We start from the raw sequence: 26,089 nt of genomic DNA on the forward strand, positions 1-26,089 counted from the left end.
GCCGCGCGCGCCGTGTTAGATCTCCTGCACAGCCCGCCGCATCTCTCCCGATGACGCGCCGACTGCGTCCCGGGAGGGTGCATTGTTCGTGGCGTCCAGGCTCGAGTCGTCCTTCTTCGGCCGGTCGCGCGGCGGCGCGGTCGCCGCCCCCCTGAAGCCGTTCCGCGACGAGCTGCTCAGCCTCGAGCGGCTCGACGAGCGCGCCCGCTCGCTCGCCGCGCGCTTCACGGTGGACCCGTCGGGCCGCGCGGCGCGGACCGTCCTGCCGCGCTTCGAGGACAACGTCCGGGCGCTGCGCGACGGCTATCGCTCGCTCGCCGGGGACGTGCGCCGCGGCGAGTTCGTCACGCCCGCCGCCGAGTGGCTCCTCGACAACTACCACCTCGTCGCGTCCGAGAGCCGCGACGTCCGCCACAACCTCCCGCGGCGCTACTACCGCGAGCTGCCCAAGCTCGCCGCCCGCGAGGAGGCGGGGAACGCCCGCGTCTACGCGCTCGCGGTCGAGCTCATCCGCCACAGCGACAGCCGCCTCGACCGCGCCCAGCTCGTGCGCTGGCTCGACGCGTTCCAGACGGTCGCGCCGCTCACCATCGGCGAGCTCTGGGCCTGGCCGAGCATGGTCAAGCTGGCGCTCGTGGAGAACCTGCGGCGCCTCGCGGACGAGGCGCTCGTCGCCCGCGCCGCCCGGCGGGCCGCCGACGCCTACCTGGCGCGCTTCGACGCCGCGGGACACGGCTCCGCGCCGCCCCTGCCGCGCGTGCTGCACCCGGCGCTCGTCGTGCAGCTCCTCCAGCGCCTGCGCGAGTACGGGCCCCGCCTCTCGTCCGTCCGGAGCGACCTCGACCGGCACCTCGCCGCGGACCGCCGGACGGCGGAGGAGGCGATCCGGAGCGAGCACCAGCACGAGGCCGTCGCCCAGGTCTCGGTGGCGAACGTGGTCACGAGCCTGCGCCTCTGCGCGACGCTCGACTGGACCAGCTTCGTCGAGGGCGTGAGCCTGGTGGAGCGGGTGCTGCAGCGAGATCCCGCGGGCGTCCACGCGCGCATGGACTTCCTCACCCGCGACCGCTACCGCCAGGCGGTCGAGGAGCTCGCAGAGCCCACCGGGGAGGCCCAGGTCCGCGTCGCGCTCCGCGCGGTCGAGAGCGCGCGGGAGGCGGCGGAGGCCGGGGGGCCGGGCGCGCGCGCGGCGCACGTCGGGTCCCACCTCATCGGGAAGGAGCGCCGCGAGCTCGAGGTGGACGTGGCCTGGCGCCCGGGCCCGAGGAAGCGGCTCCGGCGGTTCGCGTTCGCCCACGCGACCGCCGCCTACCTCGGCGGGATCGCGGTCGCGACGGCGGCGCTCGTCCTCGCCGGGCTGGCGTACGCGCACCGCGCCGGCGCCTCCGCGCCGGCGTCGCTCGCGGTGGCGCTGCTCCTCCTCCTTCCGGCGAGCGAGGTGGCCGTCGCGCTCGTCCAGCGCCTGGCCGCGCGCCTCGCTCCGCCCCGGCGCCTCCCCCGCCTCGACCTGGCCGGCGGGATCCCCGAGGACGCGCGGACGCTCGTGGTCGTCCCGACGCTGCTCACGAGCGTCGAGGGCGTCGAGCGGCAGCTCGAGCACCTCGAGGTTCTCGCGCTCGGGAACCTCGACCCGCACGTCCACTTCGCGATCCTCGGGGACTTCGCCGACGCCGAGTCCGAGGCCGCGCCCGCGGACGCGGGGATCCTCGCGGCCGCCCGGAGCGGGATCGCGGCGCTGAACGCCCGCCTCGGCGACGGCCGGGACGACCGGTTCTTCCTGTTCCATCGCGCGCGCCGCTGGAACGCGGCCGAGGACGTGTGGATGGGGTGGGAGCGCAAGCGCGGGAAGCTCCAGGAGCTGAACCGGCTGCTCCGCGGCGCGACGGACACGAGCTACGACGTGCAGGTCGGCGACGTCGGCGTCCTGCAGCGCGTGCGCTACTGCATCACGCTCGACTCCGACACGCGCCTCCCGCGAGACGGGGCGAAGACGCTCGTCGGCATCATCGCGCATCCGCTCAACCGGCCCGTGCTCGACCCGCGCTCCGGCCGCGTCACCGAGGGCTACGGGGTCCTGCAGCCGCGGGTCAGCGTCACGACCGCGAGCGCGGCCAGCTCGCGCTTCGCGCGGATCTTCGCCGGCCACACCGGCGTGGATCCGTATACCACCGCGGTCTCCGACACCTACCAGGACCTGTTCGGCGAGGGCAGCTTCACCGGCAAGGGCCTCTACGACGTGGACGCCTTCACCGCGGCGCTCGAGGGACGCGTCCCGGACAACACCCTCCTCTCCCACGATCTGTTCGAGGGCCTCCACGCCCGCACCGGGCTCGTGACCGACGTCGAGGTCGTGGACGACTACCCCTCGAGCGTCCTCGCCCACGCGCGCCGCCAGCACCGCTGGACGCGCGGCGACTGGCAGATCCTCGGCTGGCTCCTGCCGTTCGTGCGGACGACGGCGGGCCTCGCGAGGAATCGCCTCCCGCTCATCTCCCGCTGGAAGATCTTCGACAACCTGCGGCGCGCGCTGCTCGCGCCCGCGACGGTCGTCCTCCTCCTCGCCGCGTGGACCGCGCTCCCGGGCAGCCCGGCGCTCTGGACGGCCGCGGTCCTGGCGTCCGTCGCGCTCCCGCTGCTCCCGCTCGCGCTCGCGGCCCTCCGCGGCCCGAGGCGCCACCAGCCGGTCCGGGCCTTCCTGCGCGCGCTCGCCGACGACGCGGTCGCCACCTCGGCCCGCGTCCTCCTGCAGGTCACGTTCCTCGCGAACCAGGCGTTCGCGATGGTGCACGCGATCGCGGTCACGCTGGTCCGGCTCACCGTCACGCGGCGCGGCCTGCTCGAGTGGGAGACCGCCGCCGCCAGCGCCGCGCGCGGCGCCGGGCTCGAGGCGCGGTCCTTCCTCGCCGGCATGGCCGCGGGCCCTGCGATCGCGCTCGCCGGCGGGATCCTCGTCTCCGCGCTGCGGCCCGCAGCGCTGCTCCCGGCCGCCCCGCTGCTCCTGCTGTGGGCGCTCGCGCCGCTCGTCGCGCACCGGCTCTCGCAGCCGATCGCGGCGCGCGACCGCGAGCTCGGGGAGGAGGACCGTCGCTTCCTGCTCGGCGTCGCGCGCGCGACCTGGAGGTACTTCGACGCGTTCATGGGGCCGGACGACCACCACCTGCCCGCGGACAATTTCCAGGAGGCGCCGGACCGCGTCGCGCACCGGACCTCGCCGACGAACATCGGGATGGGGCTCCTCTCCACGCTGGCCGCGCACGACCTCGGCATCATCCCGACCGGCGAGCTCCTCCGGCGGATCGACGCCACCCTCACCACCATGGAGGGGCTGGAGCGGCTCGAGGGGCACCTCTTCAACTGGTACGACACCGCGAGCCTGGCGCCGCTCCCGCCGCGCTACGTCTCGACCGTGGACAGCGGCAACCTCGCCGGCGCGCTCGTCGCGGTGGCCGAGGGGCTCCGCGCGCTCGCGCGCGGGCCCGGACCGCCCGGCGCTGGGCCCGGCGCCGCGCCGGCGCGGCTCGAGGACCTGGCGGCGCGCGCCGCGGCGTTCGCCGATGGCATGAGCTTCCGCTTCCTCTACGATCCCCGCCGGAGCCTGTTCGCGATCGGCTACCGCCCCGCCGACGCGGAGGGGCCCGGCCGGCTCGATCCCGCGCACTACGACCTGCTCGCCTCGGAGGCCCGCCTCGCCAGCTTCATCGCCATCGCGAAGGGCGACGTCCCGGAGAAGCACTGGTTCCACCTCGGCCGCGCGGTCACCAGCGTGCACGGCAGCCCGGCGCTCCTGTCCTGGAGCGCGACGATGTTCGAGTACCTGATGCCGCTGCTCCTCCTGCGCAGCTACCCCGACACCCTGCTCGACGAGAGCTGCCGGCTGGCGGTGCGGCGACAGCGGGACTACGCAGCCGAGCGCGGCAGGCCATGGGGGATCTCCGAGTCGGCCTACGACCTCGTCGATCACCACGGCAACTACCAGTACAAGGCGTTCGGCGTCCCGGGGCTCGGCCTGAAGCGCGGCCTCGCGGACGAGCTCGTGGTCGCGCCGTACGCCACCGCGCTCGCCGCGCTCGTCCACCCCACCGCGGCGGCGGAGAACCTGCGCCGCCTCGAGCGAGAAGGCCTCCTCGGCGCGTACGGGTACTTCGACGCGGTGGACTACACCCCCCGGCATCCGGAGGAGACGGACGCCGCGCCGGGGCGCGCCGATCGCGGGGGGACGATCGTCCGGACCTACCTCGCCCACCACCAGGGGATGACGCTCGCGGCCATCGCGGGCGCGCTCCAGGGGAACCGCATGGTGGAGCGCTTCCACGCCGATCGCCGGGTGCAGGCGACGGAGCTGCTCCTCCAGGAGCGCGTGCCGCGCCACGCGGCGGTCATCCGGCCGCGGCCGGACGAGGTGGCGCGCGTCGCCGCGCCGATCCCGCCGGCGGCCGCCCGCCGCTTCCGCTCGCCCGACACCACCTTCCCGCACGCGCAGTTCCTCTCGAACGGGAGCTACACCGCCGTCGTCACGAACGCGGGCGGCGGCGCGAGCTTCTGCCGCGACCGCGCCGTCACGAGGTGGCGGCAGGACGCGACGCGCGACCTCGGCGGCCAGTACCTCTACCTCCGCGACGTCCGCAGCGGCCGCGTCTGGTCCGCGACGCACCAGCCGACCGCGCGGGCCGGCGGGGACGACGTGGTCACGTTCACGATCGACAAGGCGGCGTTCCAGCGGACGGACGACGACATCGGGACGCGCCTCGACGTCGCCGTCTCGCCCGAGGACGACGTCGAGGTGCGGCGGCTCGAGGTGACGAACCACGGCGACCGCGCCCGCGAGCTCGAGGTGACGAGCTACGCCGAGATCGTCCTCGCGCCGGGCGCCGACGACCTGGCGCACCCCGCCTTCGGCAAGCTCTTCGTCGAGACGGAGTACGTCGCGGAGTGCAGCGCGCTCGTCTGCCGGCGGCGGCGGCGCGCCCCGGAGGAGGCCGAGGTCTTCGCGGTGCACGTCATCGGCCAGGAGGGCCGGACCCAGGGGCCGGTGGAGTGGGAGAGCGACCGCGAGCGCTTCCTCGGCCGCGGGCGCGACCCCGAGGATCCCGTGGCGCTCGACGGGCGCGCGCTCTCCGGCACCACGGGCATCCTGCTCGACCCCATCGTGAGCCTGCGGCAGCGCGTGCGGCTCGCGCCGGGCGGCGTGGTGAGGCTGTCGTTCGCGACCGGCGTCGCCTCCAGCCGCGAGACCGCCCTCGCGCTCGCGCAGCGGTACCACGACCCCACCGCCGCCGCCCGGACCTTCGCGCTCGCGTTCGCGCACGCCCGGAGCAGGCTCCACCACCTCGGCATCTCGAGCGAGGAGGCGCTCCTCTTCGAGCGCCTGGCCTCGCGCGTGCTCTACGCCGACGCCTCGCTCCGCGCCGGCCCGGAGCTCCTCGCGCGAAACGCGCTCGGCCAGGAAGGCCTCTGGGCACACGGCGTCTCCGGGGACCTCCCGGTCCTGCTCGTGCGCATCGCCTCGGACGCGGATCTCGCGCTGGTCCGGCAGGTCCTCCAGGCGCAGGAGTACTGGCGCCTGAAGGGGCTCCGCGCGGACGTCGTGCTCCTGAACGAGCACCCGGTGAGCTACCTCGACGAGATGCACGCGCAGCTCGCGGCGCTCCTCGACGACGGACCGTGGCGGACGTGGAAGCACACGCCGGGCGGCGCGTACCTGCTGCGCGGAGACCGGATGACCGAGGCCGAGCGCCTCCTCCTCTGCGGGGTGGCGCGGGCCGTGCTCACGGGCGGAGCCGGCTCCCTCGCGCAGCAGCTCGACGCCGCGCAGGGATCGCGCGAGCCGGCGCCGCTCGCGCTCCCGCGGGCCGGGAGGCGGGGGCCCGCGCTCGCGGCGGCCGCGCAGCCCGAGGTCCCCCCGCTCGCGCTCTGGAACGGCCTGGGCGGCTTCGCCGGCGGCGGGCGCGAGTACGTGATCGTCCTCGAGGGCGCCGAGGAGACGCCGCTCCCCTGGGCGAACGTCCTCGCGAACCCCGCCTTCGGCACGGTGGTCACGGCGTCGGGCGCGTCGTTCACCTGGTCCGAGAACAGCCGCGAGAACCGCCTCACCCCGTTCGCGAACGACCCGGTGAGCGATCCCACCTCCGAGGCGATCCTCGTCCGCGACGACGAGACCGGCGAGGCGTGGTCGCCCACCCCGGGGCCGCTGCCCCGGACCGCCGCGTCCGGCCGGTTCGTGATCCGCCACGCCGCGGGCGCGACCCGCTTCGAGCGGGCGGCGAGCGGCGTCCGGCACGCGCTCGACGTCTTCGTGGACGCCGCGGACCCGGTGAAGCTCTCGCTCCTCACGCTCACGAACGAGAGCGGCGTCGCGCGGTCCCTGTCGGTCTTCTCCTACGTCGAGTGGGTCCTCGGCCCTCCGCAGGCCGGCCAGAGCCTGCACGTCGTCACCGGGCAGGACGCCGGGAGCGGCGCGGTCCTCGCCACGAACGCCTGGAACCACGAGTTCGCCGGCCGCGTCGCGTTCGCCCACGCGAGCGAGGCGCTCCGGTCCGCGACTGGCGACCGCACCGCCTTCCTCGGCCGGAACGGCTCGCTGGGCCAGCCCGCGGCGCTCGGCCTCGCGGCGCTCCCCGCGCGCTTCGGCGCGGGGCTCGATCCGTGCGCGGCGCTGCAGGTCGGCGTCGTGCTCCAGCCGGGCGAGACCCGGCGCATCGTGTTCCTCGTCGGCGAGGGGCGGGACGTCGCGCACGTCCGGGCGCTCGTCGCACGCCACGGCCGCCCCGAGGCCGCCGACGCCGCGCTCGCCGCCGTGACGGCGGCGTGGGAGGAGACGCTCGGCGCGGTGCAGGTCCGCACGCCCGACGACTCCTTCGACGTCCTCATGAACCGGTGGCTCCTCCTCCAGGACCTCTCCTGCCGCATGTGGGCCCGGACCGGCTACCACCAGCCCGGCGGCGCGTTCGGGTTCAGGGATCAGCTGCAGGACGCGATGGCGCTCGCGATGGCGCGCCCGGCGCTCGTGCGCGCGCACCTCCTGCGGGCGGCCGCGCGCCAGTTCCGCGAGGGGGACGTCCAGCACTGGTGGCATCCGCCGGGCGGGCGCGGGACGCGCACCCGGTGCTCGGACGACCTCGTGTGGCTGCCGTACGCGGTGGCGCACTACGTCGAGACGACGGGCGACGCCGGCGTGCTCGACGAGCGCGTGCCGTTCCTCGAGGGCGAACCGCTCGCGCCGGGCGCGCCCGACGCCTACGCCCAGCCGCGCGGGTCGGACGAGCAGGCCTCGCTGTTCGAGCACTGCGTGCGCGCCCTCGAGCGCGGGCTCACCTCGGGAGTCCACGGCCTGCCGCTCATGGGGACGGGCGACTGGAACGACGGGATGAACCGCGTGGGGAGCGAGGGCCGCGGCGAGAGCGTCTGGCTCGGCTTCTTCCTCCACGCCGTCCTCTCCGGCTTCGCCCCGCTGTGCGCAGCCCGCGGCGAGGCCGACCGCGCCGCGCGCTACCGCGCCGAGGCGGCCCGGCTCGGCTCGGCGCTCGAGCGGAGCTGGGACGGGGAGTGGTACCGGCGCGGCTACTACGACGACGGCGCGCCGCTCGGCTCGGCGGAGAACGACGAGTGCTCCATCGACTCGATCGCCCAGTCGTGGGCCGTGCTCTCCGGCGTCGCCCCGGCGCGCTTCGCCGATCGCGCGATGGACTCCGTCCGGACGCACCTGGTGCGGCGCGGCGCCCAGGTGGTCCTGCTGCTCGCGCCGCCGTTCGACCGCTCGACGCAGGAACCCGGCTACATCAAGGGCTATCCGCCCGGCGTGCGCGAGAACGGCGGGCAGTACACGCACGCCGCCGCGTGGGTGGTGATGGCGCTCGCGAAGCTCGGGAGCGGAGACGAGGCGGCCGAGCTGTTCCACATGCTGAACCCCGTGAACCACACCCGCACCGCCGCGGACGTCGCGCGCTACCGGGGAGAGCCCTACGCCGTCGCCGGCGACGTCTGCGCCCACCCCGAGCACGCAGGGCGCGCCGGCTGGACCTGGTACACGGGCTCGGCCGGCTGGCTGTACCGCGCCGGGCTGGAGAGCATCCTCGGGCTGCGCAGGCACGGCGGGACGTTCGAGCTGGATCCGTGCATCCCGGCGTCGTGGCCCGAGTACGGGATCACCTGGCGCCTCGGCGCGACGCGGTACGAGATCACGGTCGCGAACCCCGAGCGGCGGTGCCGCGGGATCGCGCTCGCCGTGCTGGACGGCGTCGCGGTCGATCCGTCCGCCTTCGCGCTCGCCGACGACGGCCGCACGCACGAGGTCCTGGTGGTGATGGGGGCGGCCGGCCAGCGCGGCGAGCTGACGGGGCCGACCGCGGTGACACCCGCGTGACATCCCCTGTCCATGTATTGCCCATGACGGCATCGGCCCTCCGCGCCCGCTTCCCACGCGACGACGGGTTCCACGCGGACCTGAAGCGCCGCGTCGCGGCGTACTTCGCGGCGACGGGCGAGCCGGCGCAGGGGGGCCGCGCGATGCACGTGAAGACGGCCGCCATCTTCGGCTGGTTCGGCGCCTCGTATGCGCTGCTCCTCGCCTGGGGGGACGTCTCGGCGTGGCTCGCGATCGGCCTCACCGTCTCGATCGCGCTGGCGACCGCCGGGATCGGCTTCTCGGTCATGCACGACGCCAACCACGGCGCCTACTCGCGGTCGCCCCGCGTGAACCGCGCCGTCGGGCTCGCGCTCGACTTCATCGGCGCGAGCTCGTACGTCTGGCGCTTCAAGCACAACGTGCAGCACCACACCTACACCAACGTCGCCGGCCTGGACGCCGACATCGACGCCGAGCCGTTCCTCCGGCTCGCCGGCGCACAGCGCCGCCGCGCCCTCCACCGCTTCCAGGGCGCGTACGCCTGGCCGCTGTACGGCGTGCTCTCGCTGAAGTGGTGGCTGGTGGACGACGTCGTGGACCTCGTCCGCGGGACGATCGGCGGCCATCCGTACCCGCGGCCGCGCGGGCGCGAGCTCGCCGCCGTGGTCGCCGGCAAGGCCACGTTCCTCGGCTGGGCGCTTGTCGTCCCGGTCCTCGTCCACGGGAGCGCGTGGCCCGTGGCCTTCTTCGTGCTCGGTTCGCTCGTGCTCGGGGTGGTCATGGCGGTGGTCTTCCAGCTCGCGCACGCGGTCTCCGGCGCGCAGTTCCACGACGCGCCCGCCGCAGACGGCCGCATGCCCGCGGCCTGGGCCGAGCACCAGGTCCGGACGACCGTGGACTTCGCGCGCTCGAGCCGGGTCCTCGCCTGGTACCTGGGCGGCCTCAACTTCCAGATCGAGCACCACCTCTTCCCCGGCGTCTGCCACGTCCGCTACCCGGCGCTCGCGACGATCGTGGAGGAGACGTGCCGCGCGCACGGGATCCCCTACCGCGCGGAGCCGTCGCTCGGGGCGGCCATCGCCGCGCACCACCGGCACCTGCGCGCCCTGGGCGCGCCGGTGCCGGCGTGAGGGACCGCCCGGACCGCCGGGCGACTTACCTGGTCGTCCCGGGCGGCGGCGACGTCGGCGCGGGCGGGGACGCCCCTTCGCTCGAGCTCCCCGTCCCGGTCGCAGGAGGCGTCCGGTCGCCGCTGCCCATCCCGGACCCCGAGGCGGCGCCCGAAGGGTTCACCGCCACCGTCACCGCCGTCGGCCCGTTGGCGGACGGCTCGTAGACGACGCGCGCTTCGGCGCCTTCGCGGATCTGGTCCGCTGCCGCGACCCGGCCGTCGATCTGGACCTGCGTCCGATCGTTCAGCTTGAACCTCATGACGTCGCCCGCGCGAGGCTGCAGCACGATCTCGTCGGACCGGACCTGCGTCACCACGCCCGCGGCGAGCTGCTGGCCGCGCACGCTGCGCTCCGTCTGCTGGACGAGCCCGCTCTCGGCCGCCCGCTGGTGCCGCTGCGTCTCCTGCGTTGCCCGGGCGGTCTCCTGCTGCGCCGAGGCCTGGAGCTGCTGGGCCTTCAGCTGCTCCTGCCGGAGCTTCATCTGATCCTGCTCCAGCTTCGCCTGATCCTCCCGCACCTGCGCCTCCGCCGCCGCGGCCCTCTTCGCCTGCTCGGCCGCCGCGTCCTGCGCGGCCTGCGCGCGCTTCAAGGCCGCCTGGGACTGCGCCTGCGCCGACGCGACCTCCCGCGTCGCAGGGTTCGGGCTCTCGGACGCCTGCTGCCTGCTCGCGCAGCCCAGCAACAGCGCCGTGCACGCTACCGCGTAGCTCACCGCTCTCATGGTTTTGCCCCCGATCAGATCTCTGTGGTGCGTCTCGAGTCGGCAACCACCGGCCCCGGCGCCGGGCTCGGCGAGCTCGCTCGCGACCCTGGGCGCCGGCTCCCTGCGGCCGCTATGGAGGGAAGGCTGACGAGATCGCTCGTCGCGCGTCAGGGTTTCGGCCCTGCAGGACGGCGTCATGGGGAATCCGGGAAGTCTCACCAGGAGCGCGCTCGCGTTCTCGCTTGCCGCGGGGGTCGCCTTCCTCGGCAGCGCGATGCTGCTGAAGGCGGGCCGCACGTTCCCGGCCCTGGCGGGCGGGGCGCCGGGCGCCGGGCAGCCGGGCATCCTCCTGGTCACGACGGTGATCCTGCTCGCGACGACCGGTGTGCTCCTGGCGGGGATGGCCGCGCGGGACCTCCTGGAACAGCGCCGCCGCTCTCACGCGCGCTGAGGGACGCGCCGTACCACCGTCAGGCCCGGAGCACGACGGTGATGCTGCCCGACCGCTCCAGGTACGCGTCCTTCACGTCCGCGAGGCTCCCCTTCCCGAGCCGCCGCACGTGGGCGAGGAGCTCGTCCTCGGAGACCCGCGTCGCCCGCATGACGTCCCGCTGTAGCACGCCGTCGCGGACGAGCTGGCGGATCCTCCCCTCGAGCAGGTCGGCCGCGCGCCTGCTCCGAGACGTCACGAGCGAGAACAGCCAGTCGAGGGCGACGAGCGTGGTGAGCGCCACGACCGCGGTGGTGAGGCTCGCGTCGTCCGCGACGAGGGTCTTCCGGACGGCGGTGGTGACGAGGAACAGCAGCACGATGTCGGAGACGCCCCACCGGGCGAACTCCTTCCGCCCGACCACGCGGAACAGGACCTGGACGAACAGGTAGACGAAGGCCGCCCGGAACACGACCTCCCACGGCGGAAGCTCCGGGCGCCAGAGGGCACTGTCCATGGTGCAAGGATGCGACCGCCGGGCGTGGGCCGCAGCCGAGGGCTGCCGCCGTGCGTGAAACGGCGCGCACGCCAGTCCCATGCCGGCGGGACCGAGAACACCTGGTACCACGTCGCGCGACGACGCGGGCCCGATCCACGGCCTCGCACGCGGAACCAGGCTCCCCCCCCGCCACGGCGCACCGTGGCGGGGGGGACTCCGGTCCTGCCCACCGGTCACGGCAGCTCGTCGTCGTCCTCGCGCCTCGGCGAGAACGCGCCGGGCTCGTCCCTGCGGACGCTCGCTCCACCCTCGCCCTCGACGCGGATGCGCTCCTTGCGCAGGTCCTCGTCAGCCGCTCGCTGCTCGGTCACGCGCTCCTTGCGGAGCCGGACCTCCTCCTTGACGACGGGGCGCTTGCGGATCTCGACCTCCTCCTCGTGGACCGGGACCGAGACGCTGTCCTTCTCGAACGCCCTCTCCCCCGCGCTCATGGCGCGCTCGCCGGTCGCCGGCGTGCGCTCCACGTGGACCACCTCGCGCGTCACGGGAACGTCGACGTGCTTGGTCTCGGTCACGACGTCCTTGCGGAGCCGGACCTCGCCGGCATCCCGCTCGCGCTTCAGGACGTCGAGCTCCTCCTCGTGCACCGGTACCCGGATGTCCTCGGCGCTGGTCCGCGTGGTGTCGCGGGTGTCGGTGAACCCGTAGTCCCCCCGCTCGCGCATCGCGATGAAGGCGTCCTTGGTCATGGCGAGCCGGATCTCGTCGTCGGTGATCCCGCTGATCTCGTCGTACCTGGCGATGTAGTCCTTCGGGAAGAAGATGCCCTTCTCCACCGTGAAGCTCCGGTCGTCCTTCGCGACCACCTTGCCGAGCTTTTCCCCATCGCTGCTCAGAACCGTCATCCCGTCCTGCACCATCCAGCGGTCGTTCATCTGTCGTCCCTCCCGGCCTCAAATGCTGCTTATGCCTGGGCAAGCGGCCTGCCCTGCGGCGCGAGCCGCGACCGGGCTGGCGACCGGGTGAGTCGGGAGGGCGTCGGCAGGACCGCCCGCGGCAGGCCGGTGCGCCGGGCAGGAGATCGCCCCGCCCACCCACGGGATGCTCGGCGCTCCGCTACATCATGTTCGCGCCGCCGCACACGGGCAGGTAGACGCCCGTCACGTGCCGCGCCGCGGGGGAGCAGAGGAAGGCGACGGCCCCGGCGATGTCCTCCGGCTCGGCCAGCCGCCGGAGCGGCGTGTGCGCGGCGATCGCCTCGTGGAACTGCGCCGGCTGGTCGCGCGTCGCGTCGGTGAGGGTGAGGCCGGGCGCGACGACGTTCACGCGGATGCCGTGCGGCCCCAGCTCGAGGGCGAGCGCCCTGGAGAACCCGTCGAGCCCGGACTTGGCGCACGAGTGCGCGACGAACCCGGGGCCCGGGAACCGCGACAGCGTGCTGCTCACGTTCACGATGCAGCCGCTACGCCGCTGGATCATGCCGGGGATCACCGCCTGGCAGGTGAAGAAGCTGGCCTTCGCCTCCCCCTCGACCTTCCGCTGGAAGTCCTCCCAGGCGTACTCGGCGAACGGGACGATCGGAAAGCCGATGGAGGCGTTGTTGACGAGGATGTCCACGGGGCCGAGCTCCGCCTCGACGCCGCGGACCATCGCCTCGGCCTCCGACCGGACCGTGGCGTCGGCGCGGACGAGGATCGCCCGCCCGCCCGCCGCGACGATCTCGTCCACCACGTGCTGCCCCTTGGCGCGGCTGGCCACGTAGTTCACCGCGACCTTCGCGCCCTGGCGGGCGAGCGCCTTGGCGATGGCGGCGCCGATGCCGCGGCTCGAGCCGGTGACGATGGCGATCTTGTCCCATGATCCAGATCGCCGAGTGGTGGTCGCGCGAGCGCGATCGGGCCCCGGGCGAGGCGCTCGCCGCGCTGCTGTGGCGCCTCGCCTGCGATCCGCGGCCGCACCTGGAGCCGCTCCTGTCCAAGGTGGGCGGGCACCTGTGCGTCCGGGCGATGCAGCTCGTGCGCGAAGGCTCCGCGTGATCCGGCGCGACGAGAAGTCTGGCGAGGGAGGACCGACATGGCCGCGAAGGACGACCGCGCCGCGAACATCACGCCGGACTCCCGGGTCGGAGAGCTGCTGGAGCGCTGGCCGCAGCTCGAGGACGTGCTCATCGAGCTCTCGCCGCGGTACCGCGCGCTGAAGAACCCGGTGCTCCGGCGCACGATCGCGAAGGTCGCCACGCTCCGCCAGGTCTCGGTCGTCGGCGGCGTCTCGCTGGCCACGCTGATCGAGCGGCTCCGCGCGGCCGCCGGCCTCGCGCCGCTCGCCATCCCGGCGGCGGAGGCCGGGGCGCCCGGCCGGCGCCCACCGTGGGCGGTGGAGCAGGCGGTGACGCGGCGCCATGATGCGCGCGCGGCCATCGAGGCGGGCGAGCACCCCATGCCGAAGGTGATGGCGGACCTCGCCGCGCTCGGCGAAGGGGACGTCTACGAGCTCGTGACGCCCTTCGTCCCTGCGCCGCTCGTGGATCTCGCCCGCGGGAAGGGGTTCGAGAGCTTCAGCGTCTCCGAGGGAGACGCCGTGGTGCGGACCTACTTCCGGAGGGTCGGATGAGCGAGCTCATCAACAACCGCGAGAAGCGCGTCCAGACGCTGAAGGAGATCATCCTCCACCTGCACCGCGGCGAGGCGCCGGAGGCCGTGCGGGGCCGGCTCGCGGCGCTCATCGCGGACGTGGACGCGAGCGAGGTCGCCGCCATGGAGCAGGAGCTCATGGCGGAGGGCATGTCTCACCAGGAGGTCCAGTCCCTCTGCGATCTGCACGCGGACGTGCTGCAGGACGTGATGACGCGGCCCGCGACGCCGATGCCGCTCGCGCCCGGCCACCCCGTGCACCAGCTCCGCGCCGAGAACCGCGCGCTCGGCGCCGCGGCCCAGGCCGCGCGGTTGCACGTCCGGAAGCTGGCGGCGCTCCCGGACGAGGGGCGGTTCGACGCCAGCCGAGTACGGATGGTGCCTCGTCGCGCCGGCCACGGGCTACCGCCCGCCCGAGCCGCGACCGGTGACCGACGCCGTGAAGCTGCCGCCGGCGCAGGCGGTGCAGTTCCCGAGCGGCACGCTCTCGTTCGAGCAGCTCCTCGGGCTGTTCCAGACGTTGCCGGTGGATCTCACGTTCGTGGACCGAGACGACCGGGTGGCGTTCTTCAGCGAGGGGCCCGACCGCGTCTTCGCCCGCTCGCGCGCCGTCATCGGCCGGGAGGTGAAGCACTGCCACCCGCCGAAGAGCGTCCACATCGTCGAGCGCATCGTCGCGGACTTCAAGGCGGGGCGGGAGAGCGTGGCGGAGTTCTGGATCGACCTCCACGGGAAGTTCGTGCACATCCGTTATTTCGCCGTCCGCGACGCCGCGGGCGCGTACCTCGGCACGCTCGAGGTGACGCAGGACCTCACGCGGCTGCGGGCGCTCGAGGGGGAGCGGCGGCTGCTCGAGTACGACAGGCCGCAGACCTGACGGCGTCCACCTCGGGACGTCGTCGTGGCTCGCGCATTCCCTTGACCGCCGGAGGACACCTCCACATATCCGGGCCCGTCGGTTCCGGGAGCGGTGGCGAGCGTCCGCGCGCCTCGAAGCCGGATCCCGCGTCACACCCCTCCGTCCCGCCTCCGGGAGATTCGCCATGTCGAGCCCCTCCGTCAACCGCCGCATCGTGCTCGCCGCTCGCCCGCGCGGCGCGCCGACGGCGCAGGATTTCCGCCTCGAGCAGGTCCCGGTGACGGCCCCCGCGGACGGGCAGGTGCTGCTTCGCACGGTGTACCTGTCGCTCGACCCGTACATGCGGGGCCGCATGAGCGAGGGCCCCTCCTACGTGCCGCCGCTGGCGCTCGGGGAGACGATGGGGGGTGGCACGGTGAGTCGCGTGGTCGCCTCCAGGCACCCGGGATTCCGCGAGGGCGAGCTGGTGCTCGGGGCCACCGGCTGGCAGGACTACGCGCTCTCCGACGGCGAGGGGCTGATGCCGGTCCGCGACACCGCGCATCCTTCCTACGCCCTGAGCGTGCTCGGCATGCCCGGCTTCACCGCGTACCACGGGCTCCTGAACATCGGCCAGCCGAGGCCCGGCGAGACCGTGGTCGTGGCCGCGGCGAGCGGCGCGGTCGGCGCCGTCGTGGGCCAGATCGCCAGGATCCGGGGCGCGCGCGTGATCGGCGTCGCCGGCGGCGCCGAGAAGCGCCGGTACGTGACCGAGCAGCTCGGCTTCGACGCCTGCCTCGATCGCCGCGACCCGCACCTCGCGCAGCAGCTCGCCGAGGCCTGCCCCGACGGCATCGACGTCTACTTCGAGAACGTCGGCGGCGCGGTGCTCGACGCCGTGCTGCCGCTCCTCCGCGAGGGCGCGCGCGTCCCGGTGTGCGGGGGGATCGCGCACTACAACGACGAGGCGCCGCCGCCCGGGCCGGACCGCCTGCCGATGCTGATGGCGCTCGTGCTCCGCAAGCGCCTCCGCCTGCAGGGCTTCATCATCCTCGACCACTACGCCGACGGCTACGCGCCCTTCCTGCGCGACATGAGCGCATGGGTCGCCGAGGGCAAGGTGAAGCTCCGCGAGGACGTGGTCGTCGGGCTGGAGAACGCGCCGGCGGCGTTGATGGGCCTGCTGGAGGGCAAGAACTTCGGCAAGGTCGTCGTCCGCGTCGCGGATTGACGCGGGGTCCGGTGCGGTGGGGACGGGCGAGCGCGGCAGCCCCGGCATCGGCGGGGTCACGTCGCCGTCGCCGTCCCTCCACCTCACCCGGGCATCACGCGATAGAACGCGCCCAGGATCCCGCCGAACACGAGGTGCGCGGCGACCGTGGTGATGGGCGTCCGGACGCCGTAGTTCAGCGCGAGGAACCCGGGCGGCTCGAGCTGCCGCGTGACGTCGGGGCCTTGCTCCTCGCTCGCCATCCTCGGGTGGAGACCGGGCAGGATCCGCATCCCCGCGGTCAGCACGAACGCCGCGTGGACGAGGCCGATGGCGGCGCCCAGCCACACCGATGCCCTGCCCCAGGCCTCGAACGCCGCGACGTATAGGAGCGAGAACAACCAGCCGTTCACGAGGTGCACGCCGAACCCGAGGAGCTTCGCCCGGTCCCGGCTCGGGGTGAGCATCGTGCCCAGCATGTACGGCAGGTTCATGCGGGTGAGCCGGAGGCCCTGGCTCGCCGACATCACCGTCGTGAGCACGACCGTCCCGACGAAGCCCCAGAGCAGCCAGCTCCCGACGCTCATGGGCCCACCTCGTCGGCCGCGGGCAGCTCGCGCGCCTCCGCAGCCGACGCTGGCGCCTCGCGCCGGATCCGCCGCTCCAGCGAGAGCGCCGCGTTGATGAGGCCGACGTGCGTGAACGCCTGGGGGAAGTTCCCGACCGCCTCGCCGGTGGCGGGGTCGATCTCCTCCGCGAACAGGCCGACGTCGTTCGCGAATCCGCACAGCCGCTCGAACGTGGCCTGCGCGTCGGCCGCGCTCCCCGCCCCGAGCGCCAGGGTCTCGGCGCCCCAGAAGCAACAGATCCCGAAGGCGCCCTCGCCGGGCGAGTCGCCGGTGCGGTACCGGTAGAGGAGGCCGTCCCGCGCGCCGAGCTGCTCGGTGATCCGCCGGTACGTCGCGCGCATCCGGGGCGCGCTCGCGTCCTGGAACCCGTACCACGGGATGAGGAGCAGCGACGCGTCGAGCTCCTCGCCGTCGAGCCGCGACACGTAGCTGCCGAGCCGCGCGTTCCACGCGTGCGCCTCGACCTCGCCGCGGATCGCCGCCCGGTTCCGCTCGAACAGGCCCGCCGGCGCGTGGCGGACGTGCCGCTTCGCGTGCAGCTCGAGGAGGCGGTCGAGGGCGGTCCAGCAGAGGACGCGGGAGTGCGTGTTGTGGGCCGCTCCGGACCGGGGCTCCCAGATCCCGTCGTCCGGCCGCTGCCAGTTGCGGCAGACGTACTCGCCCAGCGCGGACAGCATCCGCTGCGTCTCGCGGTCGAGCGTCCCGCCGCTGCGGACGAAGTGCGCCACCGCGTCGATCACCTCACCGTAGACGTCGAGCTGGAGCTGACCCGCGGCGCCGTTCCCGACCCGCACCGGGCGCGATCCACGGTAGCCCGCGAGGTGCCCCAGCGTGCGCTCGGCCGCAGGCTGGTTGCCGTGGACGTCGTACAGCACCTGGAGCGCCGGCTGCGTGAGGCGGGTCGAGTGCAGGAGCCAGCTCACGAACGCGTCCGCCTCCTCGCGGAAGCCGAGCCCGAACAGCGCCCGGACCGTGAGGGCTGCGTCGCGCAGCCAGCAGTACCGATAGTCCCAGTTGAGATCGCCTCCCACCCGCTCCGGGAGCGACGTGGTGGGCGCCGCGACGACGGCGCCGGAGGGTGCGTAGACGAGGAGCCGCAGCGCGAGGGCGCTCCGCACCACCGCCTCGCGAGCCGGTCCGCCGTAGCGGATCCGCGCGGCCCAGTCGCTCCACCAGCCGACCGTCCGGTGGAGGGCGTCGTGCGTCGCGGCCCCGAGCGGCGGCAGCACGGCGGGCCACTCGCTCGCGAAGGTGAGCGCAAAGTGGCACGCCTCGCCGGCGCGGAGCCGGACCCGCCCGGTGGCGCGCCCGCCGTCCTCGATGCGCAGCGGCAGCCCGGCGCGGAGCGCGACGAGCCCCGCCCGCGTCTCCACGCGCAGCCCCAGCCCGCGCGCGTCGACGAGCCGCGGCCGCTCGCGCCCGTAGTCGGGGCGCGGCTCGAAGATCGCCTCCAGCTCGACGTCACCGCGCTCGCACGCAGCGATGCGCAGGATGGCGTGGTCGGGGAGGAGGAGGCGCCGCCGCTCCGGGCCGGACGCGACCGGCATGAAGTCCGTGACCGCGACGGTCCCCGATGCGGTCTCGAACCGCGTCTCGAGCACGTTGGTGTCCCCGAGGTAGCGCCGGCGGGTCCGGAATGGCTGGGTCGGCGCGACGGTGAAGTGTCCCGCCCCGTCGTCCAGGAGCGCGCCGAGGACGCTCGGGCCGTCGAACCGCGGCCAGCACAGCCAGTCGATGCTCCCGCGCCTGGACACGAGCGCCGCCGACCGGCCGTCGCCGATGATGGCGTGATCGTGGATGCGCTCCACCCGCACCTCCCCGGCGCCGGCGCCGGTCCGCGACGGGGCCAGCGGCCAGCCCGTCCCGCAGATGCGTGCGGCGCACCGGGGTTACCGTAGTGCCCCCGAGGTCGCGCGGCACCGGAGCGGTGGAGCACTCGGTCGCCGAGGTCGGCGACCTGCCGCTCCGTCCTAGGCCTCCTGAGCGGCTGGTCCGGTGAGCCCGTGGAGCAGATCGGCCCTGTCCACGATCCCGACGACGCGCCCGTCGGCGTCCGTGACCGCGAGGACCTTGTCGTCGCCCTGCAGCATGCTCGCGATGGCCTCCGAGAGCAGCGCGTGCTCCCGGGCCGTCGCCACGTGGCGGCTCATCACGTCGGCCGCCGTGCCACCTCGCGTGTGCGCGGCGACCGACTCCTCGCCCCTCGCGTGCCGGAACGGGAGCCGCTGCATGATCGCCCGGATCGCGCCCGGGCGCAGCGCCGGCGTCACACGCTCGAGGAGCTCGGCATCCGTGACGAGCCCGACCGGTCGCCGCTCGTCGTCCAGCACCAGCGCGCGGTTCAGGCGGGTGGAGGTGACGGCCTGGAACACCTCGGGCAGCGGTGACTCAGGATGGATGGCCGGGACGTCGCGGCGCATCACCCGCGAGAGCGGCACGTCGCCGGCGAGTCCCAGCTCGCGTGCGATCGGCTCCTTCTTGCCGAACCCGACGCCGACCGTGCGGAGCAGGTCCACCCGGCTCACGATTCCGACGAGCGACCCGGCCTCGTCCACCACCGGGAGGCGCTTCAGCCTGCGACGAGCCATGCGCTCCGCCGCCGCGGGGAGCGAGGCGGACGACCTCACCGTCACGGGGTCGGGCGTCATCACCTCTGCCGCCGTCCGTCGCTGCTGGGTCAGGCGCTCGAGGAGCTCCTGGAGCGCGGGCCTGTCGAGCGTCGCCAGCAGGTCGAGCCGGACGCCGAGCCCGCCGCGGTGGACGAGGTCGCTGCTGGTGACGATGCCGACCGGCCGACCGCCCTCGACCACCGGGACCGCGCGGTACGTCTTGCCGAGCGTGAGCTCCACGACCTCGCGCACCGGTGTCGAGCGCGCCACCGTCACGACGTCCCGGCTCATCACGTCGGCGACGATCGCCGTCGTGGTGAGATCCCGGACCGGGTGCGGCTCGAACAGGAGCACGTCCGTGTCGTCCACGGTGATGAGGCCGTGGCGAACGAGCGCGCGGAGGCGGGGCGCGAGCCGCTCGACCTGCTCCGGGCGATCGACCCACTCGATCACGAGGGGCAGGCGCCAGGCGACGTCGACGAGGCTGCTGACGTGGATCCGGCCCGTCGCGCCGAAGCCCTCGACGCCCTTCAGGACGGTCGCTCCCTGGGCGCTCTCCCGACGGAGGAGCTCCAGGATCGCGAGGTGGAGCGGCTTTCCGTCCGCCCGGTCGTCCTCGCTCACGTAGATGCGGACCCGCTTCGCCTTTCCGAGCGTCTCCATGCGCGCTCCTCGTGCGCCCTCCATCAGAAGTGTCGGGCGTTCGCCGCGCCGAGGAGCGTCTCGCATGGGGTGCGACCGATGAGCCCTTCTCGGCCGCCGGGTCGGATGAGTGGAGCCCCTTCCGATGGCTCGTCGGGAGGGCGTTCCTTCGGTACCGAGTCTCCCCATCCGACCGCCGTCGCGTCGATGGGCGGCAGGCGTCCCACAACGGAGGACGAACACATGGAGAAGAACACGATCTGTCTCTGGTTCGACAAGGACGCCGAGGCGGCGGCCCGCTTCTACGCGAAGACCTTCCCGGACAGCGCCGTCGGCCGCATCTACCGTGCGCCCAGCGACTTCCCGAGCGGCAAGAAGGGCGACGTGCTGATGGTCGCGTTCACGGTGGCCGGGGTGCCGTGCATCGGCCTGAACGGGGGTCCCGCGTTCAAGCACAACGAGGCGTTCTCGTTCCAGATCGCGACCGAGGATCAGGCGGAGACCGATCGCTACTGGAACGCGATCGTCGGCAACGGTGGCCAGGAGAGCGCGTGCGGCTGGTGCAAGGATCGCTGGGGCGTGTCGTGGCAGATCACGCCGCGGGTCCTGATGGAAGCGCTCGAGGCGGGGGGCGAGGAGGCGCGGCGCGCCTTCGAGGCCATGATGCCGATGACGAAGATCGACGTCGCGAAGATCGAGGCGGCGCGGCGCGGCTGACGCCCGCATGACTCGACGCATCCGGCCATCGACTCCATGGGACTCCTGACCTTCGCGCTCAACGTGACGCTCGACGGTTGCTGCGACCACCGCGAGGGGATCGCCGACGACGAGATGCTCCGCTACTGGACGCGCGTGATGGACGGGGCGGGAGCGATGCTCTTCGGCCGGGTGACCTACGAGCTGATGGAGGAGGCCTGGCCGCAGGTGGCGCGCGACCCGAAGGCGAGGCCGGCGGACCGGACCTGGGCGAGGAAGCTCGAGGCGAAGCCCAAGTACGTGGTCTCGACCACGCGCCGCGACTTCCCGTGGAGCAACACGCACCTCGTCGAGGGAGACCTGACGCGGGCGGTGAAGGCGCTGAAGAAGGCCACGCCGCGCGGGATCCTGGTGGGCAGCCCCCAGCTCTCGGCCGCGCTGCAGCGCCTCGATCTCGTGGACGAGTATCGCCTCGTCGTCCACCCGGTGGTGGCCGGGCACGGTCCGTACCTGTTCACCGGCCTGCAGCCCTCGCTGCGCCTGAAGCTCGTGGCGGCGAGGCGGCTGAAGTCGGGCATCGTGACGCTGCACTACCGGCGACGCTAGAGGGCGTTCGGCGGACGCCGGTTGCGAGCAAGCGGGCGGCGATCCTTCCCGGCCGGCGCCCCTTGCACGCACCGGTGACGTTGCGCCGCGGTGGCAGGAGGGCGCCTGGCCCACGCCTCGCGCCTCACTTCCGGAGGATGCTCTCCAGCTTCTTCCCCCTGGCGAGCTCGTCGACGAGCTTGTCGAGGTAGCGGATCTTCTGCATCAGCGGGTCGGCGATCTCCTCGACGCGCACCCCGCACACCACGCCGGTGATGAGCCCGACGTTCGGGTTCAGCCGCGGCGCCTTCGAGAAGAACGTCTCGAAGTCCACCCCGGAGTCGATGGCGCGCTGGAGCTTCGCGCCGCGGTAGCCGGTGAGCCACGCGATGATCTCGTCCACCTCCTCCTTGGTCCGCCCCTTCTTCTCCGCCTTCTGGACGTACAGCGGGTACACGCTCCCGAACGACATCGTGAAGACGCGCGGCTTCTTTTCCATGGTCGCCAGGTCTCGCGACGCGGCACCGAGGTCCCCGCGTCGATCCCCTCCCAGGCGAGGAGACCATGGATGCACTTTGCGTGTCGACCACCTTGCGCATTTCGCCGGCGCCCTCCGCTCCGGACGTCTCCAGCACGTGCCACCACGGCGCGACCGCGATCGGGCTCCGGTGCCCCCAATCATGAAGGCTTCCTGCACGGCCCATGCATCTTGCGGCCGTTTCTCGGACGTCTGCCCGCGCCTAGGTTCCCGGGCGACGAGAAGGCGCCGATGGCCGTCGAGCCGGACCACGTGGGCCTCGAGGGGCTCGCGAAGCTCGCGGACGAGGGGAAGCTGCGGGTCCACGTGAGCGAGGCGCTTCTCCTCGTCCCGCGGGCGTTGCTTGCTCACGCCGCCTCGAGCAGGTGCCATGTCGGGTCGGCGTTCCGCAGCGGGAGCGGCAGCTTCGACTCCCGCGCCGGCTCCGAGCGCACCAGTCGCCAGGACCGTCCAAAGGCCGAGGCGACGTCCTCCGCGCTCGCGCCCCGCGGCGCCGGCCCCCGCCACCCCGGCTTGAACGCGAACAGCAGCATCACCGTGCGCGCCCCGCGCAGCGCGGTCACGCCCTGCGCGTACGCCGCTCGCTCCGGGTCCGAGAGCCCGTGGAAGCAGCCTGCGTCGAGGAAGAGGTCGTAGCCCGGCGAGAGCCCGAGCGCGTCGAGCCGGGTGACGTCGCCGTCCAAGAACTGCACCTCCACGCCGGCCTCCGCCGCCCTCCGGCGCGCCTGTGCGAGCGCTGTCGGGACGAGATCCACCCCGGTCACCTTCCACCCGTGGCTCGCGAGATAGACCGCGTGCGCCCCCCTCCCGCACCCGAGATCGAGCGCCCGTCCGGGAGGACGCGCGCGCGGTCCCTCGACGAGCGCCAGGAGCTCCGGCGGCAGTGGCTGGTCTTCCCAGGGCGTGAACCCGAGCAAGTATGCCAGGCGGTACGAAGTGCCCATCGCGCACCTCTCCGGCGGCGCTCAGTCCTGTACGCGCCACCGCCGGGGAGATAGACGGCGGGCGTGGGGCGCGCTGCTCCCGAAGAGACAAAGGCCTCCGTCGTCGACGCACGGCTCCGCAGACCATACAGAATCGGTCCCCGCGCGCGCACCAGGGGCGCAGCGCGCCAGGGTGGTCCGGGCCTGCCGCCGGGTCGACGGGCCCGCCTCGACCTGCCCCTCACGGCGAGAGCTGTGAGGCGGCGGCCTTGCTGCGCAAGCTGACCACGTGTCGCCGAGGAGGCGCGCCGAAGAGCCGCGCGTACTCGCGGCTGAACTGCGAGGGGCTCTCGTACCCGACCTTGAATGCGGCGCCGGCCGCATCGAAGCCCTCGTTCAGCATCACCCGCCTCGCCTCGTTCAGCCGCAGCCACTTCTGGTACTGCAGCGGGCTCATCGCCGTGAGCTGGCGGAAGTGCTGGTGCAGGCTCGACGGGCTCATGTGCACGCGCGCAGCCAGCTCCGCGATGCGCAGCGGCGCCGCATAGTTCACCTTCAGCCACTCGATGGCGCGCGCGATGGCGTGGCTCTGGCTGCCCACGGATGCAATCTGGCGCAGGCGTCCCGCCTGGTCGCTCGTCAGCAGCCGATAGTGGAGCTCGCGACGCACGAGCGGCGCCAGCACGTCGATCGCGTCCGGCTCGTCGAGCAGATCCGTGAGCCGCATGAAGGCGTCGAGCAGCGGCGGCGTGACCGCGCCGAGCGCCATGCCCTTCGCGGCGGAGCGCTCCTCGCGCGCCGCCAGGTGGACCTGCGGCACGAGCTCGGCCAGCAGGCGCAGGTCGAGCTTCAGGGTCAGGCCCAGGCAAGGTCGTTTCGGGCTCGCCTCGAGGACCTGGGAGCTCGCCGGGACGTCGAGCGACGCGATCAGGAAGTGATCCCGGTCGTACGCGTACGCGTCGTCGCCCGCGAGCATCCGCTTCTTCCCCTGGACCACCAGGACCACGCTCGGCTCGACCCTGCAGATGCCCGGCGGCGTCGGCCCCTCGCGGCGGAAGAACAGGAGGTCCGCGATGGGCGTCGAGCGGTCCTCGACGCCCTCGGTCCACCGCCCGATGGTGCGCGCCAGCGCCGCGCGGATTGCGTCGAGAGACGTCCCTGTCTGGTCGGATGGCATGCGGGCCCTTTCCCTCCCTCACGGAGCATCATTGTAGCGAATGCCGCCCAGGCGTTCTCGATCCTCCGCGGCCTTGTCGGATCAGGCAAGAACAGGCGCCGATCCGTCTACCGGTCGCGCATGCCCCCCGACAAGAATGCCCAGGTCGAACCATCGATCCCCGAGGAGACGCGAATGAAGAGGCTTCACCCCCACAACGGAATCACCCGGCGCTCGCTCATCGCCTGCGCAGCGCTTGCCGTGACCTTTGGGCCCGGTCTCGTGCGCGCCGCTCCCGATGCGAGCAAGGAGAACGCCGTGAAGCGGACCCAGGCCTGGGACAAGACCTTCGCGAGGAGCGCGAAGGTGGACCATCAGAAGGTGACGTTCAAGAACCGCTACGGCATCACGCTCGCGGGCGACCTGTACCTGCCGAAGGACCGCGCCGGCAGGAAGCTCGCGGCGCTCGCCGTGAGCGGTCCGTTCGGCGCGGTGAAGGAGCAGTCGTCCGGGCTCTACGCGCAGACCATGGCCGAGCGCGGGTACGTGACGCTCGCGTTCGATCCGTCCTTCACCGGCGAGAGCGGCGGCGAGCCGCGCAACGTCCCGTCGCCGGAGATCGACACCGAGGACTTCAGCGCCGCGGTGGACTTCCTCGGCCTTCAGGCCTTCGTGGATCGCGCCCGCATCGGCCTCATCGGCATCTGCGGCTTCGGCGGGATGGCGCTCAACGCCGCCGCGCCCGACAAGCGGATCAAGGCCGTGGTCACGACGAGCATGTACGACATGTCGCGAGTGATGGCGAAGGGCTACTACGACCGCCTCACGAGGGAGCAGCGCGGGCAGCTGCTGGAACGGATGAGCCAGCAGCGCTGGGCCGACGCCGAGCGTGGCACCCCGGCCGCGGGCCCGCGGATCCTGCCCGAGACGCTGGAAGGGGTGACCGATCCCGTCGCCCGGATGTACTTCGACTACTACCGCACGCCGCGCGGCTTCCACGAGCGCTCGCCCAACTCCAACGGTGCCTGGACGGCCACGGGGGCGATGCCGTTCATGAACATGCCGCTGCTGACCTACGTCGACGAGATCTCGCCGCGTCCCATCCTCCTGATCGCCGGCGAGAACGCGCACTCGCGCTACTTCAGCGAGGACGCCTACGAGGCCGCGGCGGAGCCCAAGGAGCTCCTGATCATCAAGAACGCCGATCACGTGGATCTGTACGACCGTCCGGACAAGATCCCGTTCGACAAGATCGCGGAGTTCTTCGGCAAGAACCTGAGATGAGCGATCGGGGGCGCTCCACCGGCCGGACGCTTGGCCGGGGGCGCCGCTCACCCCCATGGCACGCATCTTCATCACAGGGTCGGCGGACGGGCTGGGCAAGGCCGCAGCCGAGACGCTTGTCGCCGGCGGTCACGAGGTGATCGTCCACGTGCGCACCGAGCAGCGGCTCGGGGCGGTGCAGGAGCTCGTCGCACGAGGTGCGACGGCCCTGGTCGGCGATCTCGCCGACCTGGAGCAGACCCGCGCGCTCGCAAGGCAGACCAGCACGCTCGGGCGCATGGACGCCGTGATCCACAACGCGGGCGTCTACTCCGGCCCTTCGGTCCTTCCAGTGAACGCGGTCGCGCCCTACGTGCTCACGGCGCTCATGCCGCGCCCGGAACGCCTGATCTACCTGAGCAGCGGGATGCACCACGGCGGCCGACCGCGGCTCGAAGGCCTGGACTGGAGCGGGCGGCGTGCCACCGGGTCCTATTCGGACAGCAAGCTCTTCGTGACCGCGCTCGCCGCCGCCGTCGCGCGGCTGTGGCCGGACGTCGTCAGCAACGCGGTGGATCCGGGGTGGGTGCCCACTCGGATGGGCGGTCCCAACGCGCCGGACGATCTCCGCCTCGGGCACGCCACTCAGGAGTGGCTCGCGACCAGCGACGCTCGCGAGGCGCGCACCAGCGGCGGCTACTGGCACCATCGACGGCAGGTCGCGCCGCACCCCGCGGTGCACGACGTGAAGTTCCAGGCCCGGCTTCTAGGAGAGCTGGCTCGGGTCACCGGCGTGACGCTGGAATGAAGACATCGCGCGCGCCCCCTCGTCCTCCTTCTGCTGGTCGGCAACGCGCCGCTGACGACGGAGGCCCCCCCTCCGGCGACCGACTCGGCCGCAACGCAGGAAGTGACTTCGATGAAGATCAAGATCCAGCTCGAGGGTCGTGCGTTCACCGCGACGCTCGCGAACGGCGAGGGAGCGCGTGACTTCCTGTCGCTCCTGCCCCTCACGCTGACGCTCACCGACTACGACGGAACGGAGAAGATCGCCGACCTGCCGAGGAAGCTCTCGACCCGCGGCGACTGCTGCCGGGCATGAGCTGACCGTCTCGGGCCGACGCGCGAAGGCGGAGGGGTGCCCACGAACAAGCGTGTTGTGTCTGAGCTATAATCATGACACAACCGCCCTCCCCGGCCCCCCACGGCCGGACAGAGGAAGATC

The 26,089-nt window shown here is 73.4% G+C and carries 22 protein-coding genes and 1 pseudogene; 13 read left to right on the forward strand and 10 right to left on the reverse strand.

The features are described from left to right. The first annotated feature begins 88 nt into the window (after nt 1-88). Nucleotides 89-8,359 (forward strand): glycoside hydrolase family 94 protein, encoded by an 8,271-nt coding sequence (locus A2CP1_RS23975; protein WP_280959879.1) that lies wholly within the window; start codon nt 89-91, stop codon nt 8,357-8,359. 23 nt (nt 8,360-8,382) lie between these two features. Beyond that, complete coding sequence (locus A2CP1_RS17010) at nt 8,383-9,471, forward strand: fatty acid desaturase family protein (protein WP_015934522.1); 1,089 nt, start codon at nt 8,383-8,385, stop codon at nt 9,469-9,471. Nucleotides 9,472-9,496: 25 nt separating this feature from the next. On the opposite strand, the gene A2CP1_RS17015 is transcribed toward A2CP1_RS17010, so the two are convergent. Then, nucleotides 9,497-10,234, reverse strand: coding sequence for a hypothetical protein (locus A2CP1_RS17015; RefSeq protein WP_015934523.1), 738 nt, complete (start codon nt 10,232-10,234; stop codon nt 9,497-9,499). A gap of 178 nt (nt 10,235-10,412) precedes the next feature. Between A2CP1_RS17015 and A2CP1_RS17020 the strand changes: the two genes are divergently transcribed. Beyond that, nucleotides 10,413-10,667: a hypothetical protein gene (locus tag A2CP1_RS17020; protein ID WP_015934524.1), complete on the forward strand. Its 255-nt coding sequence runs from the start codon at nt 10,413-10,415 to the stop codon at nt 10,665-10,667. A 19-nt stretch (nt 10,668-10,686) separates the two neighbouring features. Here A2CP1_RS17020 and A2CP1_RS17025 read toward each other — a convergent pair whose 3' ends face one another. From A2CP1_RS17025 to A2CP1_RS17035, 3 genes are all read right to left on the reverse strand, one after another. Further along, nucleotides 10,687-11,163 carry a DUF421 domain-containing protein gene (locus tag A2CP1_RS17025; RefSeq protein WP_015934525.1) on the reverse strand — a complete coding sequence of 159 codons (477 nt, stop codon included), beginning with the start codon at nt 11,161-11,163 and terminating at the stop codon, nt 10,687-10,689. A gap of 215 nt (nt 11,164-11,378) precedes the next feature. Beyond that, nucleotides 11,379-12,080: a YsnF/AvaK domain-containing protein gene (locus tag A2CP1_RS17030; RefSeq protein ID WP_015934526.1), complete on the reverse strand. Its 702-nt coding sequence runs from the start codon at nt 12,078-12,080 to the stop codon at nt 11,379-11,381. A gap of 181 nt (nt 12,081-12,261) precedes the next feature. Continuing rightward, nucleotides 12,262-12,993 (reverse strand): SDR family NAD(P)-dependent oxidoreductase, encoded by a 732-nt coding sequence (locus tag A2CP1_RS17035; RefSeq protein WP_041450702.1) that lies wholly within the window; start codon nt 12,991-12,993, stop codon nt 12,262-12,264. Between the two features lie 8 nt (nt 12,994-13,001). On the opposite strand from A2CP1_RS17035, the gene A2CP1_RS17040 reads away from it, so the two are divergent. From A2CP1_RS17040 to A2CP1_RS17055, 5 genes and pseudogenes are all read left to right on the forward strand, one after another. After that, nucleotides 13,002-13,181 carry a hypothetical protein gene (locus A2CP1_RS17040; protein WP_015934528.1) on the forward strand — a complete coding sequence of 60 codons (180 nt, stop codon included), beginning with the start codon at nt 13,002-13,004 and terminating at the stop codon, nt 13,179-13,181. Nucleotides 13,182-13,218: 37 nt separating this feature from the next. Next, nucleotides 13,219-13,755: a DUF1858 domain-containing protein gene (locus A2CP1_RS17045; RefSeq protein WP_015934529.1), complete on the forward strand. Its 537-nt coding sequence runs from the start codon at nt 13,219-13,221 to the stop codon at nt 13,753-13,755. After that, nucleotides 13,752-13,928 (forward strand): annotated as a pseudogene (locus tag A2CP1_RS23820) (DUF438 domain-containing protein); the annotation flags it as partial. The gene A2CP1_RS17045 and the pseudogene A2CP1_RS23820, both read left to right, overlap by 4 nt. A 274-nt stretch (nt 13,929-14,202) precedes the next feature. After that, the gene (locus A2CP1_RS23825; RefSeq protein WP_245529819.1) at nt 14,203-14,652 is read left to right on the forward strand and encodes a PAS domain-containing protein; all 450 of its coding nucleotides are present in this window, start codon (nt 14,203-14,205) and stop codon (nt 14,650-14,652) included. A gap of 166 nt (nt 14,653-14,818) precedes the next feature. Then, nucleotides 14,819-15,844: an NADP-dependent oxidoreductase gene (locus A2CP1_RS17055; protein WP_015934530.1), complete on the forward strand. Its 1,026-nt coding sequence runs from the start codon at nt 14,819-14,821 to the stop codon at nt 15,842-15,844. Nucleotides 15,845-15,927: 83 nt separating this feature from the next. Here A2CP1_RS17055 and A2CP1_RS17060 read toward each other — a convergent pair whose 3' ends face one another. From A2CP1_RS17060 to A2CP1_RS17070, 3 genes are all read right to left on the reverse strand, one after another. Further along, a complete protein-coding gene (locus A2CP1_RS17060) occupies nt 15,928-16,410 on the reverse strand; it encodes a hypothetical protein (protein ID WP_015934531.1) in 483 nt (160 codons plus the stop codon). Further along, nucleotides 16,407-18,260, reverse strand: a complete 1,854-nt coding sequence (locus tag A2CP1_RS17065; protein WP_015934532.1) for a glycoside hydrolase family 15 protein — start codon at nt 18,258-18,260, stop codon at nt 16,407-16,409. Before A2CP1_RS17065 ends, A2CP1_RS17060 begins: the two co-directional genes overlap by 4 nt. Before the next feature lie 162 nt (nt 18,261-18,422). Then, nucleotides 18,423-19,724 carry a DUF190 domain-containing protein gene (locus tag A2CP1_RS17070; protein ID WP_015934533.1) on the reverse strand — a complete coding sequence of 434 codons (1,302 nt, stop codon included), beginning with the start codon at nt 19,722-19,724 and terminating at the stop codon, nt 18,423-18,425. A 222-nt stretch (nt 19,725-19,946) separates the two neighbouring features. Here A2CP1_RS17070 and A2CP1_RS17075 point away from each other — a divergent pair, with 222 nt between their 5' ends. Both A2CP1_RS17075 and A2CP1_RS17080 read left to right on the forward strand, forming a co-directional pair. Next, the gene (locus A2CP1_RS17075) at nt 19,947-20,420 is read left to right on the forward strand and encodes a VOC family protein (protein WP_015934534.1); all 474 of its coding nucleotides are present in this window, start codon (nt 19,947-19,949) and stop codon (nt 20,418-20,420) included. A 36-nt stretch (nt 20,421-20,456) separates the two neighbouring features. After that, on the forward strand, nt 20,457-21,005 hold the full coding sequence (locus tag A2CP1_RS17080; RefSeq protein ID WP_015934535.1) for a dihydrofolate reductase family protein: 549 nt from the start codon (nt 20,457-20,459) through the stop codon (nt 21,003-21,005). A 124-nt stretch (nt 21,006-21,129) separates the two neighbouring features. Here the strand turns inward: A2CP1_RS17080 and A2CP1_RS17085 are convergent, their stop codons facing one another. From A2CP1_RS17085 to A2CP1_RS17095, 3 genes are all read right to left on the reverse strand, one after another. Next, on the reverse strand, nt 21,130-21,483 hold the full coding sequence (locus tag A2CP1_RS17085; RefSeq protein WP_015934536.1) for a DUF2200 domain-containing protein: 354 nt from the start codon (nt 21,481-21,483) through the stop codon (nt 21,130-21,132). A 386-nt stretch (nt 21,484-21,869) separates the two neighbouring features. Next, entirely contained in the window at nt 21,870-22,466 is a 597-nt protein-coding gene (locus A2CP1_RS17090) for a class I SAM-dependent methyltransferase (protein ID WP_015934537.1), read from the reverse strand. Between the two features lie 220 nt (nt 22,467-22,686). After that, on the reverse strand, nt 22,687-23,622 hold the full coding sequence (locus A2CP1_RS17095) for an AraC family transcriptional regulator (protein WP_015934538.1): 936 nt from the start codon (nt 23,620-23,622) through the stop codon (nt 22,687-22,689). A gap of 297 nt (nt 23,623-23,919) precedes the next feature. Here A2CP1_RS17095 and A2CP1_RS17100 point away from each other — a divergent pair, with 297 nt between their 5' ends. From A2CP1_RS17100 to A2CP1_RS17110, 3 genes are all read left to right on the forward strand, one after another. Beyond that, nucleotides 23,920-24,885 (forward strand): alpha/beta hydrolase, encoded by a 966-nt coding sequence (locus A2CP1_RS17100; protein ID WP_218917129.1) that lies wholly within the window; start codon nt 23,920-23,922, stop codon nt 24,883-24,885. A 55-nt stretch (nt 24,886-24,940) separates the two neighbouring features. After that, nucleotides 24,941-25,672 carry an SDR family NAD(P)-dependent oxidoreductase gene (locus tag A2CP1_RS17105; protein WP_015934540.1) on the forward strand — a complete coding sequence of 244 codons (732 nt, stop codon included), beginning with the start codon at nt 24,941-24,943 and terminating at the stop codon, nt 25,670-25,672. Between the two features lie 111 nt (nt 25,673-25,783). Then, a complete protein-coding gene (locus A2CP1_RS17110) occupies nt 25,784-25,966 on the forward strand; it encodes a cyclophilin-like fold protein (RefSeq protein WP_015934541.1) in 183 nt (60 codons plus the stop codon). Nucleotides 25,967-26,089 lie beyond the last annotated feature (123 nt).

It is taken from the genome of Anaeromyxobacter dehalogenans 2CP-1 (assembly GCF_000022145.1).
In the GTDB taxonomy this organism is placed as follows: Bacteria; Myxococcota; Myxococcia; order Myxococcales; family Anaeromyxobacteraceae; genus Anaeromyxobacter; species Anaeromyxobacter dehalogenans.